General features: G+C 63.2%; 12 protein-coding genes, 1 pseudogene and 1 riboswitch. Of the genes and pseudogenes, 10 read left to right on the top strand and 3 right to left on the bottom strand.

Annotation, left to right across the window (positions count from 1 at the left end; genetic code table 11):
* Positions 1-34 precede the first annotated feature (34 nt).
* Positions 35-1,312 (bottom strand): cation:proton antiporter, encoded by a 1,278-nt coding sequence (locus ACPDZI_RS01485; RefSeq protein ID WP_076361663.1) that lies wholly within the window; start codon positions 1,310-1,312, stop codon positions 35-37.
* A 203-nt stretch (positions 1,313-1,515) separates the two neighbouring features.
* On the opposite strand from ACPDZI_RS01485, the pseudogene metH reads away from it, so the two are divergent.
* From metH to brnQ, 3 genes and pseudogenes are all read left to right on the top strand, one after another.
* Positions 1,516-5,200, top strand: a pseudogene (gene metH, locus ACPDZI_RS01490) (methionine synthase).
* A gap of 239 nt (positions 5,201-5,439) precedes the next feature.
* Positions 5,440-6,336, top strand: coding sequence for a 30S ribosomal protein S6--L-glutamate ligase (rimK, locus tag ACPDZI_RS01495; protein ID WP_005308166.1), 897 nt, complete (start codon positions 5,440-5,442; stop codon positions 6,334-6,336).
* 395 nt (positions 6,337-6,731) lie between these two features.
* Positions 6,732-8,066: a branched-chain amino acid transport system II carrier protein gene (gene brnQ, locus ACPDZI_RS01500; RefSeq protein WP_263680730.1), complete on the top strand. Its 1,335-nt coding sequence runs from the start codon at positions 6,732-6,734 to the stop codon at positions 8,064-8,066.
* A gap of 75 nt (positions 8,067-8,141) precedes the next feature.
* On the opposite strand, the gene ACPDZI_RS01505 is transcribed toward brnQ, so the two are convergent.
* A complete protein-coding gene (locus ACPDZI_RS01505) occupies positions 8,142-9,353 on the bottom strand; it encodes a sensor histidine kinase (RefSeq protein WP_263680731.1) in 1,212 nt (403 codons plus the stop codon).
* A 43-nt stretch (positions 9,354-9,396) separates the two neighbouring features.
* Positions 9,397-10,065 carry a response regulator transcription factor gene (locus tag ACPDZI_RS01510; RefSeq protein WP_263680732.1) on the bottom strand — a complete coding sequence of 223 codons (669 nt, stop codon included), beginning with the start codon at positions 10,063-10,065 and terminating at the stop codon, positions 9,397-9,399.
* Positions 10,066-10,155: 90 nt separating this feature from the next.
* Here ACPDZI_RS01510 and ACPDZI_RS01515 point away from each other — a divergent pair, with 90 nt between their 5' ends.
* From ACPDZI_RS01515 to thiS, 7 genes are all read left to right on the top strand, one after another.
* The gene (locus tag ACPDZI_RS01515; protein ID WP_039212931.1) at positions 10,156-10,572 is read left to right on the top strand and encodes a hypothetical protein; all 417 of its coding nucleotides are present in this window, start codon (positions 10,156-10,158) and stop codon (positions 10,570-10,572) included.
* 85 nt (positions 10,573-10,657) lie between these two features.
* On the top strand, positions 10,658-11,137 hold the full coding sequence (locus ACPDZI_RS01520; protein WP_438833885.1) for a hypothetical protein: 480 nt from the start codon (positions 10,658-10,660) through the stop codon (positions 11,135-11,137).
* 295 nt (positions 11,138-11,432) lie between these two features.
* Positions 11,433-12,914: a beta-barrel pore-forming toxin aerolysin gene (gene aerA / locus ACPDZI_RS01525; protein WP_207137681.1), complete on the top strand. Its 1,482-nt coding sequence runs from the start codon at positions 11,433-11,435 to the stop codon at positions 12,912-12,914.
* Between the two features lie 105 nt (positions 12,915-13,019).
* A riboswitch (TPP riboswitch) is annotated at positions 13,020-13,133 on the top strand.
* A 278-nt stretch (positions 13,134-13,411) separates the two neighbouring features.
* Positions 13,412-15,403, top strand: coding sequence for a phosphomethylpyrimidine synthase ThiC (gene thiC, locus ACPDZI_RS01530; RefSeq protein WP_438833886.1), 1,992 nt, complete (start codon positions 13,412-13,414; stop codon positions 15,401-15,403).
* On the top strand, positions 15,400-17,007 hold the full coding sequence (gene thiE / locus ACPDZI_RS01535) for a thiamine phosphate synthase (protein ID WP_438833887.1): 1,608 nt from the start codon (positions 15,400-15,402) through the stop codon (positions 17,005-17,007). The genes thiC and thiE overlap by 4 nt, the downstream gene beginning before the upstream one ends.
* Positions 16,997-17,755, top strand: a complete 759-nt coding sequence (locus tag ACPDZI_RS01540; RefSeq protein ID WP_438833888.1) for a HesA/MoeB/ThiF family protein — start codon at positions 16,997-16,999, stop codon at positions 17,753-17,755. Before thiE ends, ACPDZI_RS01540 begins: the two co-directional genes overlap by 11 nt.
* On the top strand, positions 17,752-17,958 hold the full coding sequence (thiS, locus tag ACPDZI_RS01545) for a sulfur carrier protein ThiS (protein ID WP_069555221.1): 207 nt from the start codon (positions 17,752-17,754) through the stop codon (positions 17,956-17,958). The genes ACPDZI_RS01540 and thiS overlap by 4 nt, the downstream gene beginning before the upstream one ends.
* The last annotated feature ends 80 nt before the right edge of the window (positions 17,959-18,038 follow it).

Consider the following 18,038-nt stretch of genomic DNA (forward strand, 5'->3'; position numbering starts at 1 on the left):
CCTTTTTCATCACCAGATGACGTCAGCCGGCGACTCAGTAGTCGCCGCTGGCCTTCTTGGCGGCGGTGATCATCGGGGTGATGGTCATGCCTTGTACCACGATGGAGAACATCACCACCGAGTAGGTCATCACCAGGATCACTTCCCGCAGATCGACGCCATACTCCGGCAGCATCATGACGCCGGAGGGGAGCGCCAGCGCCATGGCCATGGCCAGGCCGCCGCGCAGACCGCCCCAGGTGAGGATCCGCACCGAGAACTTGTTGTAGCTGCGATAGCGGCGGAAGGCCATGTAGGGCAACGACACGCTGATGAAGCGGGCGGCGAGGCAGAGCGGCACCGCGATGACCAGCAGGATCCAGTCACGCCAGGCCAGATCCAGCAGCACCAGCGCCAGACCGATCAGCAGGAACAGCAGGGCGTTGAGGAACTGGTCCATCAACTCCCAGAAGTGATCCAGGTGATGGCTGCTCTGCTCGGAGAAGCCGGAATGACGGGTCCAGTTGCCGATCATGATGCCGGTCACCACCATGGCCAGAGCGCCGGAGACACCGATCATGTTGGCGAAGGCGAAGCCGGCGGTGGGGATGCAGAGGGTCAGCAGCAGCTCCAGCGAACCGTCGTCGGTGGCGCTGATCATCACGTGGGCGATGAGACCCAGCACGGCGCCGAACAGGATGCCGCCGAGGGCCTCATGCAGGAACAGGCCGGCCACGCTGCCGAAGGTGGGCTCGACGCCGCCGAACGCCACGGCGAACACGGTGGCGAAGATCACCAGGCCGACACCGTCGTTGAACAGCGACTCCCCTTCGATCTGGATGGCGATCTGGGGCGGCGCCTTCATTTTCTTGACGATGGCCAGTACGGCGATGGGGTCGGTGGGTGAGATCAGGGCACCGAACAGCATGCAATAGACCAGCGGCAGTTCCCAGCCCAGCAGCTTGGCGATGAACCAGAAGCCGTAGCCGACCATGAAGGTGGAGAGCAGGGTCGCCACGATGGAGAGAATGGTGATCTCCCACTTCTGGCTGCGCAGGGCTTTCAGATTGATCCCGAGACCACCGGCGAACAGCAGAAAGCCCAGGATCCCCTTCAGCAGGAAATTCTGGAAGTCGATGCTCTCCATGGTCTTGACGGCCAGGGGTTCCAGATTGAACCAGCCCAGCTTACCGAACAGCACCAGCAGCGCGGAGATCAGCATGGAGCCCGCGGTGATGGCGATGGTGGTCTGGATCTTCACAACATACTGATTGGCAAAGGCGATAAAGATCGCCAACGCTGCCAGGAAGCAGAGTGTGTAGTAGACGCTCATAGTTATTTTTCTCTTTAGTAAACAGCAAGCACGTATCCCTATTGAGGACGGGCATAGGGTACTCTTGGGTCACATGTTACTCATTACCTATTTATGAGTATATAGGTCGCTGATATAGACAGATAGACGGCTAGATTTCCATTTGATTTGTTTGCTGCTAGGATGCTGTTTACGCAGTTGCATGGATGTAAGAGGAACGAGCGGTGTCGAACAAAAAGTCGGATGTGACAAACAAACTGGAAGCCTGTCTCAAGGAGCGGATCCTGATCATCGATGGCGCCATGGGCACCATGATCCAGGGCTACAAGCTCGGTGAGGCCGATTATCGCGGCGCGCGCTTCGCCGACTGGCACACCGACATCAAGGGCAACAATGACCTGCTGGTGCTGACCCGTCCCGCCGTGATTCGCGAGATCCACGAGCAGTACTGCGCCGCCGGCGCCGACATCCTCGAGACCAACACCTTCAACGCGACCCGCATCGCCATGGCCGACTACGAGATGGAAGAGTTCTCGGCCGAGATCAACCGGGAGGCTGCCCGGCTGGCGCGCGCGGTGGCCGACGAGTGGACGGCAAAAGATCCAGCAAAGCCGCGCTTTGTGGCCGGGGTGCTGGGTCCCACCAACCGTACCGCCTCCATCTCGCCGGACGTGAACGATCCGGGCAAGCGCAACGTCACCTATGACCAGCTGGTGGCCGCCTACACCGAATCGACCCACGCCCTGATCGAGGGCGGTGCCGACATCATCCTGATCGAGACCATCTTCGACACCCTCAACGCCAAGGCGGCCGCCTTCGCGGTGGACCTGGTGTTCGAGGAGCTGGGCTACAGCCTGCCGGTGATGATCTCGGGCACCATCACGGATGCCTCCGGCCGTACCCTCTCCGGCCAGACCACCGAAGCCTTCTACCATTCGCTGCGCCACGTCAAACCGGTCTCCTTCGGTCTCAACTGCGCGCTGGGGCCGGATGAGCTGCGCCAGTACGTGGAGGAGCTGTCGCGCATCAGCGAGACCCATGTCAGCGCCCACCCCAACGCGGGCCTGCCCAACGCGTTTGGCGAGTACGACCTCGATGCCATCGAGATGGCCGAGCATATCCGCGAGTGGGCCCAAAGCGGCTTTCTCAATCTGGTCGGCGGCTGCTGCGGCACCACCCCGACCCATATTCGCGCCATGGCGGACGCCGTGGCGGGCATCAAGCCGCGCGTCCTGCCGGATCTGCCGGTAGCCTGCCGCCTGTCGGGCCTCGAGCCCCTCATCATCACCCCCGAATCCATGTTCAGTGAACGTGGGGGAGCGCACCAATGTCACCGGTTCGGCCAAGTTCAAGCGGCTGATCAAGGAGGGGCTCTACGACGAGGCCCTCGACGTCGCCAAGCAGCAGGTAGAGAGCGGCGCCCAGATCATCGACATCAACATGGATGAGGGGATGCTGGATGCCGAGGCGGCCATGGTGCGCTTCCTGAACCTCATCGCCGGGGAACCGGACATCGCCCGGGTGCCGGTGATGATCGACTCCTCCAAGTGGGAGGTGCTGGAAGCCGGCCTCAAGTGTGTGCAGGGCAAGCCGGTGGTCAACTCCATTTCCATGAAGGAGGGGGAGGAGAAATTCATCCAGCAGGCCAGATTGCTGCGCCGCTACGGCGCCGCCGTCATCGTGATGGCGTTCGACGAGGTGGGCCAGGCCGATACCCGTGCCCGCAAGTTCGAGATCTGCAAGCGCGCCTACCGCATTCTGGTGGAGCGGGTGGGCTTCCCGCCGGAAGACATCATCTTCGACCCCAACATCTTCGCGGTGGCGACCGGCATCGACGAGCACAACAACTATGCGGTGGACTTCATCGACGCGGTGAAGGACATCAAGCAGAACCTGCCCCACGCCATGATCTCCGGCGGCGTCTCCAACGTCTCGTTTTCGTTTCGTGGCAACGAGCCGGTGCGCGAGGCGATCCACGCGGTGTTCCTCTATCACGCCATCCAGAACGGTATGGACATGGGCATCGTCAACGCCGGTCAGCTCGCCATCTACGAAGACATCCCGAGCGATCTGAAAGAGAAGGTCGAGGCGGTGGTGCTGAACCTCAATCCGGACGCCACCGAGGCGCTGCTGGCCATCGCCGAGCGCTATCGCGGTGGTGGTGCCCAGGCCGAGGAGCCACGGGATCAGGCGTGGCGCAGCTGGCCGGTGGGCAAGCGGCTGGAGCACGCGCTGGTCAAGGGGATCACCGATTTCATCGAGGAGGATACCGAGGAGGCGCGCAGCCAGGCCGAGAAGCCGCTGCACGTGATCGAAGGGCCGCTGATGGACGGCATGAACGTGGTAGGCGATCTGTTCGGCGCCGGCAAGATGTTCCTGCCCCAGGTGGTGAAGTCGGCGCGGGTGATGAAGCGGGCAGTCGCCTACCTGCAGCCCTATATCGAGGCCGAGAAGTCCGGCGGTTCCAGCAACGGCAAAATCGTGATGGCCACCGTGAAGGGGGACGTGCACGACATCGGCAAGAACATCGTCGGGGTGGTGCTGCAGTGCAACAACTATGAGATCGTCGACCTCGGGGTGATGGTCTCTTGCGAGACGATCCTCAAGACGGCGCGGGAGGTCAATGCCGACATCATCGGCCTGTCGGGCCTGATCACCCCGTCCCTGGACGAGATGGTGCACGTGGCCAAAGAGATGGAGCGCCAAGGCTTCAAACTGCCGCTGCTCATCGGCGGCGCCACCACCTCCAAGGCCCACACCGCGGTGAAGATCGAGCAGAACTACTCCGAACCCGTGGTCTATGTCTCCAACGCGTCGCGCGCGGTGGGGGTGGCCCAGAGTCTGCTGAGCCCGGAGCTCAAGCCCGCCTTTGTGGCCCGCATCGACAAGGAGTATGAGATTGCCCGCGAGCAGCACGCCCGCAAGCAGCCACGCTCCAAGCCGGTCAGTCTGGCCCACGCCCGTGCCAACCGCCATCAGCTGGACTGGGTCGGCTATCAGCCACCCAAGCCCCGGGAACCCGGCGTGCAGACCTTCGATGATGTGCCGGTCTCGGTGCTGCGCCCCTACATCGACTGGACGCCGTTTTTCCTGAGCTGGGAGCTGGCGGGCAAGTTCCCCCGCATCCTGGAAGATGAGGTGGTGGGGGAGGAGGCAACACGCCTCTACGCCGATGCCAACGCCATGCTGGATCAGCTGGAGCAAGATCGGAGCGTGCGCTGCGCCGGTATCATAGGCCTGTTCCCCGCCAACGCAGTGGGCGACAGCATCGAGGTCTACACCGACGAGTCGCGCAGCGAGGTGCGCAAGGTGCTGCACCATCTGCGTCAGCAGAGCGAGAAGCAGGGCTTCCCCAACTACTGTCTGGCAGACTATGTGGCGCCGAAGGAGAGCGGCAAGCCCGACTGGATCGGCGCCTTCGCGGTGACCGGCGGCATCGGCGAGGAGGCTATCGCCAAGGCCTACAAGGCGGATCACGACGACTACAACGCCATCCTCATTCAGGCGGTGTGCGATCGCCTCGCCGAGGCCTTCGCCGAGTACCTGCACGAGCAGGTGCGCAAAGTGCACTGGGGCTATGCCCCGGACGAGGCGCTCAGCAACGAAGAGCTTATTCGTGAAAATTACCAGGGGATACGTCCGGCGCCGGGTTACCCGGCCTGCCCGGAGCACACCGAGAAGGGCAGCATCTGGGAGCTGCTGGACGTGGAGCAGGCCATCGGCATGAAGCTCACCGAGTCCTACGCCATGTGGCCGGGGGCGGCGGTGTCGGGCTGGTACTTCTCTCATCCCGACAGCAAGTACTTCGCGGTGGCGCAGATCCAGCAGGATCAGGTGGAAGACTACGCCATGCGCAAGGGGATGACGCTGGCCGAAGCCGAGCGCTGGCTGGGGCCGAACCTGCATTAAAGGGGTGGCAACCGGGTCAGTCCCGATTGATTCTGGATGAACGACGGCGGCATCCTGTACTGGGGGACAGACCAGTCTGGTGCCGCCGTTTGACAATCTGGTGACAGCGGGATGGCAGCGCAGGTTTCTGTGTGGTTTGTCTTGTTGTCAGGAGAAACAATTGGCGTTGTCTTGGCGCTGTGGCACCTTATACTCTCCCGCCCCATCCTGCCCAGGCACTGCCTTCTAGCGGAATTGTCATGAAGATCGCCATTTTATCCCGTGAGCCGAAAAACTACTCCACCCGCCGTCTGGTCGAGGTGGCGCAGGCGCGCGGTCATCAGGTCGAGGTGCTCGACACCCTGCGCTGTTACATGAACATCGCCTCCCACAACCCCTCCATCCACTACGAAGGACGGGAACTGGAGAGCTATGATGCGGTGATCCCGCGCATCGGGGCCAGCATCACCTTCTACGGCACCGCCGTGCTGCGCCAATTCGAGATGATGAACACTATGGCGCTCAACAGCTCGGTGGCCATCTCCCGCTCCCGCGACAAGTTGCGGGCCATGCAGCTGCTCTCCCGCCACGGCATTGGCCTGCCGGTGACCGGCTATGCCCACAGTACCCACGATGTGCCCGACCTCATCACCATGGTGGGCGGCGCGCCGCTGGTGGTGAAGCTGCTGGAGGGAACCCAGGGGATCGGCGTGGTGTTGTGCGAGACCCAGAAGGCCGCCGAGAGCGTGATCGAGGCCTTCATCCAGACCAACAACAACATCCTAGTGCAGGAGTACATCCGCGAGGCCAACGGCGCCGACATCCGCTGTCTGGTGGTCAACGGCAAAGTGGTGGCCGCCATGCGCCGCCAGGCCCAGCCGGGGGAGTTCCGCTCCAACCTGCATCGGGGCGGCACCGCCGAGGCGATCAAGATAAGCCCGGAAGAGCGGGCCACCGCGGTGCAGGCCGCCAAGATCATGGGGCTGGACGTGGCCGGGGTGGATATCCTGCGCAGTGCCCGCGGTCCGCTGGTGCTGGAGGTCAACTCCTCCCCCGGTCTGCAAGGGGTGGAAGCGGCCTCCGGCAAGGACGTGGCCGGCAAGATCATCGAGTTTCTCGAGCTCAAGGCGAGTCGCAAGCACAAGCCGGCGGAGTGACGCCGGGCTTGCCGCCATTCCATCACACAGGGCGCCTTCGGGCGCCCTGTTGTTTTTGGGCTCATCGCTCGGGTGGGCGGTCAGCAGGGGGCTTGAAGCAACAGGTATGGCGAACGGCAAGGAAGGCAACAAATGACGCCGATCGTGGCATTATCATCTGTTGCAAAATTGCACCGCACCAATATCAAACACCATGGCTTAATTTTTTTCCGGATGAAATGACTGGATTGCCATGCCGCACTTGCCTCCAGGTGGCACAAACGCTCTACTTGTCGCCCTTCGCAGGCCGCGAAACATAAAAATTTAATAAAACTATCTGCGGATTTTTTGCACGAATAAACCATTCGTGCCGACTTCCGCCATGATTTGACATTGTCATAGGCAGATTACGCAGCATGAATAACCAAAAATTAACATCCAGAGACATAGTCGCGTTGGGCTTCATGACCTTCGCGCTCTTCGTCGGTGCCGGCAACATCATCTTCCCGCCCATGGTGGGGTTGCAGGCCGGCGAGCAGGTGTGGGGCGCCGCCGCTGGCTTCCTGCTGACGGCAGTCGGCCTGCCGGTGCTCACCGTGGTGGCGCTGGCCAAGGTCGGGGGCGGTGTGGATGCCCTGAGTGCGCCCATCGGCCGCAAGGCCGGGCTGCTGCTCGCCACCGTCTGCTATCTGGCCGTGGGGCCGCTGTTTGCCACCCCGCGTACGGCGACCGTCTCCTACGAGGTGGGGCTGGCGCCGCTGTTTGGCAACGACGGTTCGGCCCTGCTGATCTACAGCCTGGTCTACTTCAGCCTGGTGATCGGCATCTCCCTCTATCCAGGCCGGCTGCTCGACACCGTGGGTCACGTGCTGGCGCCGATCAAGATCCTGGCGCTGGCGGTGCTGGGCCTCGCCGTTCTGCTGTGGCCCGCCGGTTCTGCCATCCCTGCCGTCGAAAGCTACCAGCATCAGCCTTTCTCCAACGGTTTCGTCAATGGCTACCTCACCATGGATACGCTGGGTGCCATGGTGTTTGGTATCGTCATCGTCAATGCGGCCCGCTCGCGCGGGGTGAGGAGCGCCAAGTTGCTGACCCGTTATACCGTACTGGCCGGCCTTATCGCCGGGATGGGCTTGACGCTGGTCTACCTCAGCCTGTTCCGCTTGGGCTCGGTGAGCGGTGAGCTGGTGCCCCACGCCCAGAATGGCGCCGAGATCCTGCACGCCTACGTCCAGCACACCTTCGGCAGCATGGGCAGCGGCTTCCTGGCGCTGCTCATCTTCATCGCCTGTCTGGTGACGGCCGTCGGCCTGACCTGCGCCTGCGCCGAGTTCTTCGCCCAGTACCTGCCGCTCTCCTACCGCACCCTGGTGTTGCTGCTGGGCGGCTTCTCCATGCTGGTTTCGAACCTGGGGCTGAGCCACCTGATCCAGCTCTCGGTGCCGGTGCTGACCGCCATCTATCCCCCCTGCATCGTGCTGGTAGTGCTGAGCTTCACCCTGCGCTGGTGGTGCAACGGCACCCGGGTAGTGGGGCCTGTCATGCTGATCAGCCTGCTGTTCGGCCTGATCGACGGGCTCAAGGCCTCGGCTCTGGCCGGCCTGCTGCCTGGCTGGAGCCTCGCCCTGCCTCTGAACGAGCAGGGACTGGCCTGGCTGCCGCCCTCGCTGTGTGCCCTGCTGCTGGCGGCCCTCTGGGATCGCCTGCAGGGTCGTCCACAGGTGGTGTCTGTCAGCAAGAGCGCGGCCTGAATGCAAAACCGGCCTCCTGGCCGGTTTTGGTGGCGGAAACAATGAACAAGGCGCCCTCGGGCGCCTTGTTCATTGTTACTCCCGCATCGCCAGTCTGGCGCTGAAGATGCCGTCCTCCAGCCGGGTGTCTATCTGCCAGCCCAGCTTCTCGCAGATGCGCTGGATGATGGTGAGGCCGCAGCCGTAACCGAGGATCTGATCCGGCGCGGCGGCGGTGGGGTTGCTGATGGTGAGCACGGGGCCGGCCAGCTCGATGTCGATGTGCCCCTCGGCGTAGCTGAGGGCGTTCTTCAGCAGGTTGCCGAGCGCAATGGCGAGCAGGGAGAGGGGGGCCAGCGCCTCGCTCTCATCGTCCAGCTGCAACCGGATATCCAGCTCCTCTCGCTGCAGCAGCGGGGCGAGGCGGGCCAGCTCCTGGCGAATGAGCGGCGCTACTTGCTGAGGTGGGCGCTCCACCGGCTCCTTGCGGCCCAGCAGCAGAAAGGTCTCGGTGAGCAGCGCCATCTCGTCGGCGGCGGCGCGAATGCGGGTGGTGGCACGGGCGGCGGGTGCGGGCAGATCGCTCACCTTGCCGAGCAGGGCGGCCGAGCCCTGGATCACCATGTTGGGGGTGCGCAGCTCGTGGCTGGCGAAGCGGCTGAACTCCTGCTCGCGGGCAAACACGGCGGCCACCTCCTGCTTGCCGACCAGCAGCGCCCGCTCGATGTCCCTGAGCTCCTGCCAGGGGGCGTCGGGCACGAAGTCGGCCTGATCCGGGGTGAGGTGGGCGACCCGCTGCTGCAGCCGCTGCAGCGGCCGGGTGATGTGGCGCACCAGCCAGATGCCAAAGCCGATGCAGCCGAGCAGCAGGGCCAGCCCGATCAACCGGGTCGCCAGGTGCAGCTGATCCTCGTAGGGATCCAGGTAGTCATCGGCGTCGTCGTTGAACACCAGGTAGAGCAGCCCCTCACCGGACGGATGGGGCCGCACCAGGAAGTGCTTGTCCTCGTCCCCCAGCACGTGTTCGTAGAAGCCCGGGCTCTGGTAGGGCCTGAGCCAGACCGGCAGGCGGCCGGCCTCGGTCCAGTAGCTGGAAAACTGGCGCGGGCTGGGGGCGGGGGCCGCCATGCCGAGCCGCAGCCAGTCGTCGCTGTAGCGGGTCACCTCGGCCTCCAGCCAGTGGCGCAGGCTGAGCTCCTCCATCTTGTCCTCGGCCACCACCATCAGCAGGCTGATGATAACCAGCAGCAGCAGGCCGGCGCCGCTCAGGGTGAGGATCAGGCGACGGCGCAGGCTGGGCAGGCTCATGACGGCCTCCCTGCGGGCAAAGTCAGGCAGCGCTGGCGGCTCATCATGGGGTCACCAGCCGATAACCCTGGCCGTGCAGGGTTTCCAGCATGGGGGCGTGGAAGGGCTTGTCGAGGGCATTGCGCAGGGCATAGATGTGGCTGCGCAGGGCATCGGAGTCCGGCTCCTCGTCGCCCCAGACGGTGTCGAGCACCTCCTGGCGGGTAACCAGGGCGGGGGCCCGGCGGGCCAGCAGGGTGAGGATCTGGAACGGGATCTTGCCGAGCTTGAGCTCGACCCCGGCCCGGGTAGCGCGGCCGCTGGCGGGATCCAGGGTCAGCTCGCCCACGCACAGCGCTCCCATGTCGCTGCGGGGACCGCGCAGGGCCAGCGCCTGCAGCCGCACTTCCAGCTCCTCCATGGCGAACGGTTTGACCAGATAGTCGTCACCGCCGGCCTTGAAGCCCGCCAGCTTGTCGTCCAGGCTGTCGCGGGCGGTGAGAAACAGCACGGGGGTCGGGATCCCCTGCTCCCGCAGGCGAGCCACCGTGCTGAGGCCGTCGAGGCGCGGCATCATGACATCCATGATGATGACATCGAAGCGCTGCTCGGCCAGCAGCTGCAGGGCGGCCTGGCCGTGATAGGCGCAGTCCAGCCGGTGACCCGCCAGCTCCAGATAATCCATGATGGTTTCCGCGACCTGGGGATTGTCTTCCACCACCAGTATTTTCATGCTTTGATCTCCTGGTCTTGACCGGCATTTCACGGTCATCTCACACCGGATAAGGCATCCTGTGTGGCAGTGTAACCCCGAGGATCCCCGATGAAGAAGTCTCTCTGCACTCTCCTGCTGCTGATCTTGCTGCCACTCGGCGCTGCGCAGTCGGCGGAGTTCAAATTGACCGGCCGCACCACCTGGCAGCTGGGCCAGCTGATGGTCAACGGCATTCCCTTTGTGCTCGACGAGCAGACCCGTTTCAAGGACGGGCTGAGCGAGGATGATCTTGGCGGTACCTGGGTCGACCTGGAAGGGGTGGTCGAGGGCGAGCTGCGGCTTATTCGGGAGGTCGAGAAGCTGGAGGAGGATGACGAGATGGATCTGGAAGGGCCGGTGGAGCAGGGGCGGATCTGGGGTTATGTCACCTCGGACGACAGCCTGGCCCCGTTTGAAGGACGCTGGCTGGAGCTGGAGTGCAAGTTTGACGGCATGCGCCTGAGCCGCTGCCGCGAGGATGACTGAGCCAGGCCAGCGTGGCGCTGACGGAAAAATGGTACCGCTGGGTCCATAGTTAAACCTCGCACGGTTTGACCATGGGCCCTTTGCTATGACACGCACTTCCTTCCTGCTGCTGACACTGCCGCTCTGCGCTCTGGCCGCCGATGGCGAGCTCTGGCTGGTGGAGCTGGAACACAACGATGGCCTGCGTTTGCAGTTTCAGGGCGCCGAACTCGAGCTCGGCAACGCCGCGCTGAGCGGGGTGGCAGGCAACGATGAGCTCAGACCCGGCATGCGTCTGGCCATCCTCAGTCGTGACGGAGTCGCCGAGCGCATTGGCATGGCCGACGCCATCGCCGGATTCTTGCCGACCAGCCAGTGGCGCCGGGCCGAAGCCTCCCTGCTGGCGGTCACGGGCCGCGCCCTGCGGCTGCAGGGGCTCGGCGTGCTGGCCTTCGATGACGACACCCGCTGGTTGAACGGCAGCCCGGCCGACCTGCAACCGGGCCGCAAGCTGGTGCTCAGTCGTAACGAACAGGGCCGCCTGACCGAGATCCTGATCGCCAATCCGGAAGATGAGCCAGAATAAGAGCCGTGTCATCCCATGACTTAATATATATATTTGCTAAATTAGAAATATCTTTTTATCTATATTCAAAAAATGATTAAGTGATGAATAAAATAATAAAGTGAACGCTCTGATATTATTTCTGTTAATATTCGGGATCTTCAATTTATTATTTTGTTAATATTGTGCATGCATTGAAATGTGGTCTGGATCGCATATTGGAGCCAATGTGACTGATATTGTCGTACTCACATGTCGCCTGCTGATATATAAGCGCTGGTGAATGTATGTCAATGTTCAATATATTGGGGTTGCTATGCAAAAACTAAAAATAACTGGCTTGTCATTGATCATATCCGGCCTGCTGATGGCACAGGCTCACGCGGCAGAGCCTGTCTATCCAGACCAGTTACGCCTGTTCTCGCTGGGTCAGGAGGTCTGTGGCGACAAGTATCGCCCTATTACTCGAGAAGAAGCCCAGAGCGTTAAAAGCAATATCGTCAATATGATGGGGCAGTGGCAAATAAGTGGTCTGGCCAATGGTTGGGTAATAATGGGACCGGGTTATAATGGTGAAATTAAACCTGGCTCGGCGTCCAATACCTGGTGTTACCCGGTCAATCCTGTTACCGGAGAAATACCAACCTTGTCAGCCTTGGATATTCCAGACGGTGACGAGGTGGACGTGCAGTGGCGACTGGTACACGACAGCGCGAATTTCATCAAGCCAACCAGCTATCTGGCGCATTATCTTGGTTATGCCTGGGTGGGCGGCAATCACAGCCAATATGTCGGTGAAGACATGGATGTGACCCGTGATGGCGACGGCTGGGTGATCCGTGGCAACAATGACGGCGGTTGCGAGGGTTATCGTTGTGGCGAGAAGACGGCCATCAAGGTCAGCAATTTTGCGTACAACCTGGACCCCGACAGCTTCAAACATGGTGATGTGACCCAGTCTGATCGTCAGCTGGTCAAGACGGTGGTGGGCTGGGCGATCAACGACAGCGACACCCCGCAATCCGGCTATGATGTCACCCTGCGTTACGATACCGCCACCAACTGGTCCAAGACCAATACCTATGGCTTGAGCGAGAAGGTGACCACCAAGAACAAGTTCAAGTGGCCACTGGTAGGGGAAACCGAACTCTCCATCGAGATTGCGGCCAACCAGTCCTGGGCATCCCAGAACGGGGGCTCTACCACCACCTCCCTGTCGCAATCCGTGCGGCCGACGGTGCCAGCCCGCTCCAAGATCCCGGTGAAGATCGAGCTCTACAAGGCTGACATCTCCTATCCCTATGAATTCAAGGCCGATGTCAGCTATGACCTGACCCTGAGCGGCTTCCTGCGCTGGGGCGGCAATGCCTGGTATACCCATCCTGACAACCGCCCGAACTGGAACCACACCTTCGTCATCGGGCCGTACAAGGACAAGGCGAGCAGCATTCGTTATCAGTGGGACAAGCGTTACATCCCGGGTGAAGTGAAGTGGTGGGACTGGAACTGGACCATCCAGCAGAACGGCCTGTCTACCATGCAGAACAACCTGGCCAGAGTGCTGCGCCCGGTGCGGGCGGGGATCACCGGTGATTTCAGCGCCGAGAGCCAGTTTGCCGGCAACATCGAAATCGGTGCGCCCGTGCCCCTCGCGGCGGATGGCAAGGCTCCTCGAGCTCTCAGTGCGAGAGGTGGAGAACAGGGCTTGCGACTGGAGATCCCGCTTGATGCGCAAGAGCTCTCCGGGCTTGGCTTCAGCAATGTCAGCCTGAGCGTGACGCCAGCAGCCAATCAATAACGGCAGTGCGTTGTAGTGATGGAACCGGGCCTCTGGCCCGGTTTTCGTTTGCACTGGTCGGGCTTGTTAAAGGCTTGTGCTTTCCATTTCCCCACTTATACTGGCGCCATCTTGTCGGAGTGCTGACCGTCGAACGACGCTAAGCTGAGACCGTTAATTCGGGATCCGTGGAACCTGATCAGGTTAAGACCTGCGAAGGGAAACAAGGGTAACTTGCGGGTTACCGCGCCGGGGCAAACCCTCGCTCAGCAGGAGCAGAGCCCCACCCATCAAGGGCACCGCCCGCGATGGTTTAGGCGCACAGAGGGGGAGGCTGTCCCGTCCGGTTGTCCATAGGGCGCCGGGTTTCCAGAGTAAGGGAAACACCGGGATGGCAGAGCAGGGAAGATCCATGCCCGACTCACTCCCCCGAGCACACCCCGCCGCAAGTTCATCTTCTCCTCGAACTCCAGACAAGCAAATACCCATAACTTCAACCAGTTAATGTGAGTTTTGCTATGTCTACTTCTGTATCTGATACCGCCAAATCCAGCCGCCGCGAGCAGCGCTCCAGCGCTCAGGCCTTTATCGACAGCCTCAAGGGGATGGCTCACCCCAACTCCCGCCGCATCTTTATCGAAGGCTCCCGCGCCGATATTCGTGTTCCCCTGCGGGAGATCCAGCTGGCCGACACCTTCGTCGGCGGCACCAAGGAAGATCCCCGGTTCGAGCCCAACGAGCCGGTGCCGGTCTACGACACCTCTGGCCGTTACGGGGAGGAGGGGGTCGCTATCGACGTGCGCCGCGGCCTGCCGCGCCTGCGGGAGAACTGGGTGCTGGAGCGCGATGACACCGACGCCCTGCCGGGGCTCAGCTCCACCTTCACTCAGGAGCGGCTGGCCGACGAGGGGCTGGATCACCTGCGTTTCGAGCATCTGCCCAAGCCGCGCCGTGCCAAGCCGGGCCGCCGGGTCACCCAGCTCCACTACGCCCGCGCTGGTATCGTCACTCCCGAGATGGAATTTATCGCCATTCGCGAGAACATGGGGCGCGAGCGGGTGCGCTCCGAACTGCTGCGCACCCAGCATCCGGGCCACGATTTTGGTGCCCGTTTGCCCCAGAACATCACCCCCGAATTCGTGCGCGATGAAGTGGCCGCCGGTCGCGCCATCATCCCCAGCAACATCAACCACCCGGAAGCGGAGCCGATGATCATCGGCCGCAATTTTCTGGTGAAGATCAACGCCAACATCGGCAACTCGGCGGTCACCTCCAGCATCGAAGAGGAAGTCGAAAAGCTGGTCTGGTCGACCCGCTGGGGCGCCGACACCGTGATGGATCTCTCCACCGGCCGCTACATCCACGAGACCCGCGAGTGGATCCTGCGCAACAGCCCGGTGCCCATCGGTACCGTGCCCATCTATCAGGCGCTGGAGAAGACCAACGGCATCGCCGAAGACCTCACCTGGGAGCTGTTCCGCGATACCCTGCTGGAGCAGGCCGAGCAGGGGGTGGACTACTTCACCATCCACGCTGGCGTCCTGTTGCGCTTCGTGCCGATGACAGCCAAGCGCCTCACCGGCATCGTGTCGCGCGGCGGCAGCATTATGGCCAAGTGGTGCCTGTCGCACCACAAGGAGAACTTCCTCTACCAGCACTTCCGCGAAATCTGCGAGATCTGCGCCGCCTATGATGTGGCCCTGTCGCTGGGCGATGGTCTGCGTCCGGGCTCCGTTTATGACGCCAACGACGAAGCCCAGTTCGCCGAGCTGCGCACTCTTGGCGAGCTGACCAAAATTGCGTGGGAGTACGACGTGCAGGTGATGATCGAGGGGCCGGGTCACGTGCCGATGCACATGATCGAGCGCAACATGACCGAGCAGCTGGAGCACTGCCACGAGGCGCCGTTCTATACGCTGGGCCCGCTCACCACCGACATCGCGCCGGGTTACGATCACTTTACCTCCGGCATCGGCGCCGCGCTCATCGGCTGGTACGGCTGCGCCATGCTCTGCTACGTCACCCCCAAGGAGCATCTGGGGCTGCCCAACAAGGAGGACGTGAAGCAGGGGCTGATTACTTACAAGATCGCCGCTCACGCTGCCGATCTGGCCAAGGGGCATCCGGGTGCCCAGATCCGCGACAACGCCATGTCCAAGGCGCGCTTCGAGTTCCGCTGGGAGGATCAGTTCAATCTGGCCCTCGACCCCGACACCGCTCGCGCCTACCACGACGAGACCCTGCCGCAGGAGTCCGGCAAGGTGGCTCACTTCTGCTCCATGTGCGGGCCCAAGTTCTGCTCCATGAAGATCACTCAGGACGTGCGCGACTACGCAGCAAAGCTGGAGGCCGTTGAGATCAAGCTGGTCGGCATGGATGGCCAGCAGGAGCAGGTGGTGGCTCAGGTGGAGAGCGGCATGGCCCGCATGGCGGAGACCTTCAAGGAGACCGGCGGCGAGATCTATCATCAGGCGGCGGCGCTGAAACAGGCCGCAGGGGAGGAGGCGTGAGCAGCGAGCGCGGGGCTGTCAGCCCCGCCGACCTGTCCGCCGTGACGCAGGCCCGCCCCGTGGTCTGGACCATCGCCGGGTCCGACTCCGGCGGCGGGGCCGGCATTCAGGCCGACTTGCACACGATGCATGACCTCGGCGTGCACGGCTGCTCGGTCATCTCCGCCATTACCGCCCAGAACTCGGTGGCGGTGAAGATGGTCGACCCCGTGCTGATGCAGACCTTCACCGCCCAGATCGACGCCCTTGGCGTCGATCTGCCGCCTGCCGCCATCAAGATCGGCCTGCTGCCGACCCGGCTTCATGTCGAAGTGCTGGCCCGTCGACTGGCTGCCACCCCGGCCCCCTTCGTGGTCTACGACCCGGTGGCCATCGCCAGCACCGGCACCCCGATGGCGGAGCCCAATATGCTGGCGGCGGTGCGCGAGCAGCTGTTGCCGCGCCTCTCCTTGATCACCCCCAACGGCCCCGAGCTGGAAGCCCTGACCGGCTTGCCGGTCAGCAGCCCCGAGCTGGTGCGCCTTGCCGCCCGCCGCCTGCGTGAACTGGGCGCCCGCGCCGTGCTGGTCAAGGGCGGCCATCTGGGCTGGAGCGGTGAGCTGTGTCTGGACTACTACCAGGACGAGACCCGTGAATTCTGGCTGGCGGCGCCGCGCCTCGATACCCGCCACGGCCACGGCACCGGTTGCTGCTACGCCAGCGCCATCGCCGCGGTGGTGGCGCTGGATTATCCGGTAGAGGACGCCATCACCCTCGCTCGCGCCTACCTGCAACAGGGCTTGGCGGCGGCGCAAGGAGTGGGGGCAGGCCCGGGCCCCATCGCCCATCTCGGCTGGCCCGCCGATCTTGCCCACTTCCCTCGCGCCGTGCTGGCGGGTTCAACACTCGATCGCCGCTTCGGATTGTATGAGACAAGCAGTGCCCGCCTGCCGCAGGGCCCCTTCGCGCCGACCGAACACAACCTCGGCCTCTATCCGGTGGTGGATTCGGTCAAGTGGCTGCGCCGCCTGCTGGGGCAGGGGGTCAAGACCATCCAGCTGCGGATCAAGAATCTGCCAGCCGCTCAGGTGGCACCGGCCATTCGCGATGCGGTTGAGCTTGGTCGCCGTCATGGGGCGCGGCTTTTTATCAACGACTACTGGCAGCAGGCCATCGAGGCGGGCGCCTGGGGCGTGCATCTGGGGCAGGAGGACATGGAGACAGCCGATCTCGCCGCCATTCAGGCGGCCGGGCTGCGCCTTGGCATCTCCACCCACGGCTACTTCGAGCTGATGCGGGCGCGCGAGCTGGCCCCCTCCTATATGGCGCTGGGTCATATCTTCCCGACCAACACCAAGGCGATGCCGTCTCGCCCGCAGGGGCTGGAGCGGCTGCATCGCTACCGCGCCCTGATGGCGGAGTGGCCGACGGTGGCCATCGGCGGCATCAGCGAGGAGCGGGTGGCGGCAGTCAAGGCAAGCGGGGTCGGCAGTATCGCGCTGGTCTCGGCCATCACCGCCAGTGACGACTGGCAGGGGGCGACCGAGCGGCTGCTCGCCGCCGTGGGGGCAGGGGATGAGCCGCGCTCGGCCACCGTTATACGGGAGGCAGAACATGCTCTCTGATGTTGAGTATTTGCGATACGGTCGTCAGCTGATGCTGGCGGAAGTGGGCGAGGCGGGGCAGGCGCGGCTCAAGGATAAATCGGTGCTGATCGTGGGCCTCGGCGGGCTCGGCTCGCCGCTGGCCCTCTATCTGGCCGGGGCCGGGGTGGGCACCTTGTGGCTGGCCGATGGCGATACGGTCGATTCCAGCAATCTGCCGCGCCAGATCCTGTTCGATAGCGAGGCAGTCAACCACTCCAAGGCGGAGCTGGCCCGCGAGCGCTTGGCCGCCCACAACCCGCTGGTGGAGCTGATTGCCATCAACCAGCGCCTCGATGCCGCCAGCCTGCCGGAGTTTGTGGCCGAGGTGGATCTGGTGATCGACTGCTGCGACAACCTCGCCACTCGCCAGGCCATCAACGCCGCCTGCGTGGCTCAGGGCAAGCCCTGGATCTCCGCCGCCGCAGTGGGTTGGCAGGGGCAGCTGATGGCGAGAACCAGCAGTGAGCACGCCTGTTACGCCTGCCTCTATCCGCTGGATACCAAGGTGAGCCAGAGCTGCGAAACCAGCGGCGTCACCGGCCCGCTGGTCGGGGTGATGGGCTCTTTGCAGGCGCTGGAGGCATTGAAACTGCTGCTCGGGATGGCAAGCCCGGTCGCCGGCACACTGCGCCGCTTCGATGCTTTGACCCATCAGTGGCAGACCCTCACTCTGGCCCCCGACCCCGATTGCCCGGTTTGCGGGCAGCGTAAGGAGATCACCCCATGACCTTGACCATTCGACTCAACGATAAAGCCCAGCCGCTGACGGCAGGGCAGAGCGTGGCCGACCTGCTGGCGGCGCAAGACGTTAATCCACAGGGGGTGGCGGTAGCCCTTAACGGCGCCGTGTTGCCCCGTGGCCGCTGGGCCGAGACCCGTCTCAATGACGGGGATGAACTCCACCTCTTCACCGCCATCGCGGGAGGCTGATCCATGATGCTCGCAGTCCCATCTTCGAGCGCCCTGCCTTGCGGCGGGGCCTCATCTCTTCTTATCGCAGTGGCCGGAGG

It is taken from the genome of Aeromonas oralensis, from assembly GCF_049665575.1.
In the GTDB taxonomy this organism is placed as follows: Bacteria; Pseudomonadota; Gammaproteobacteria; order Enterobacterales; family Aeromonadaceae; genus Aeromonas; species Aeromonas hydrophila.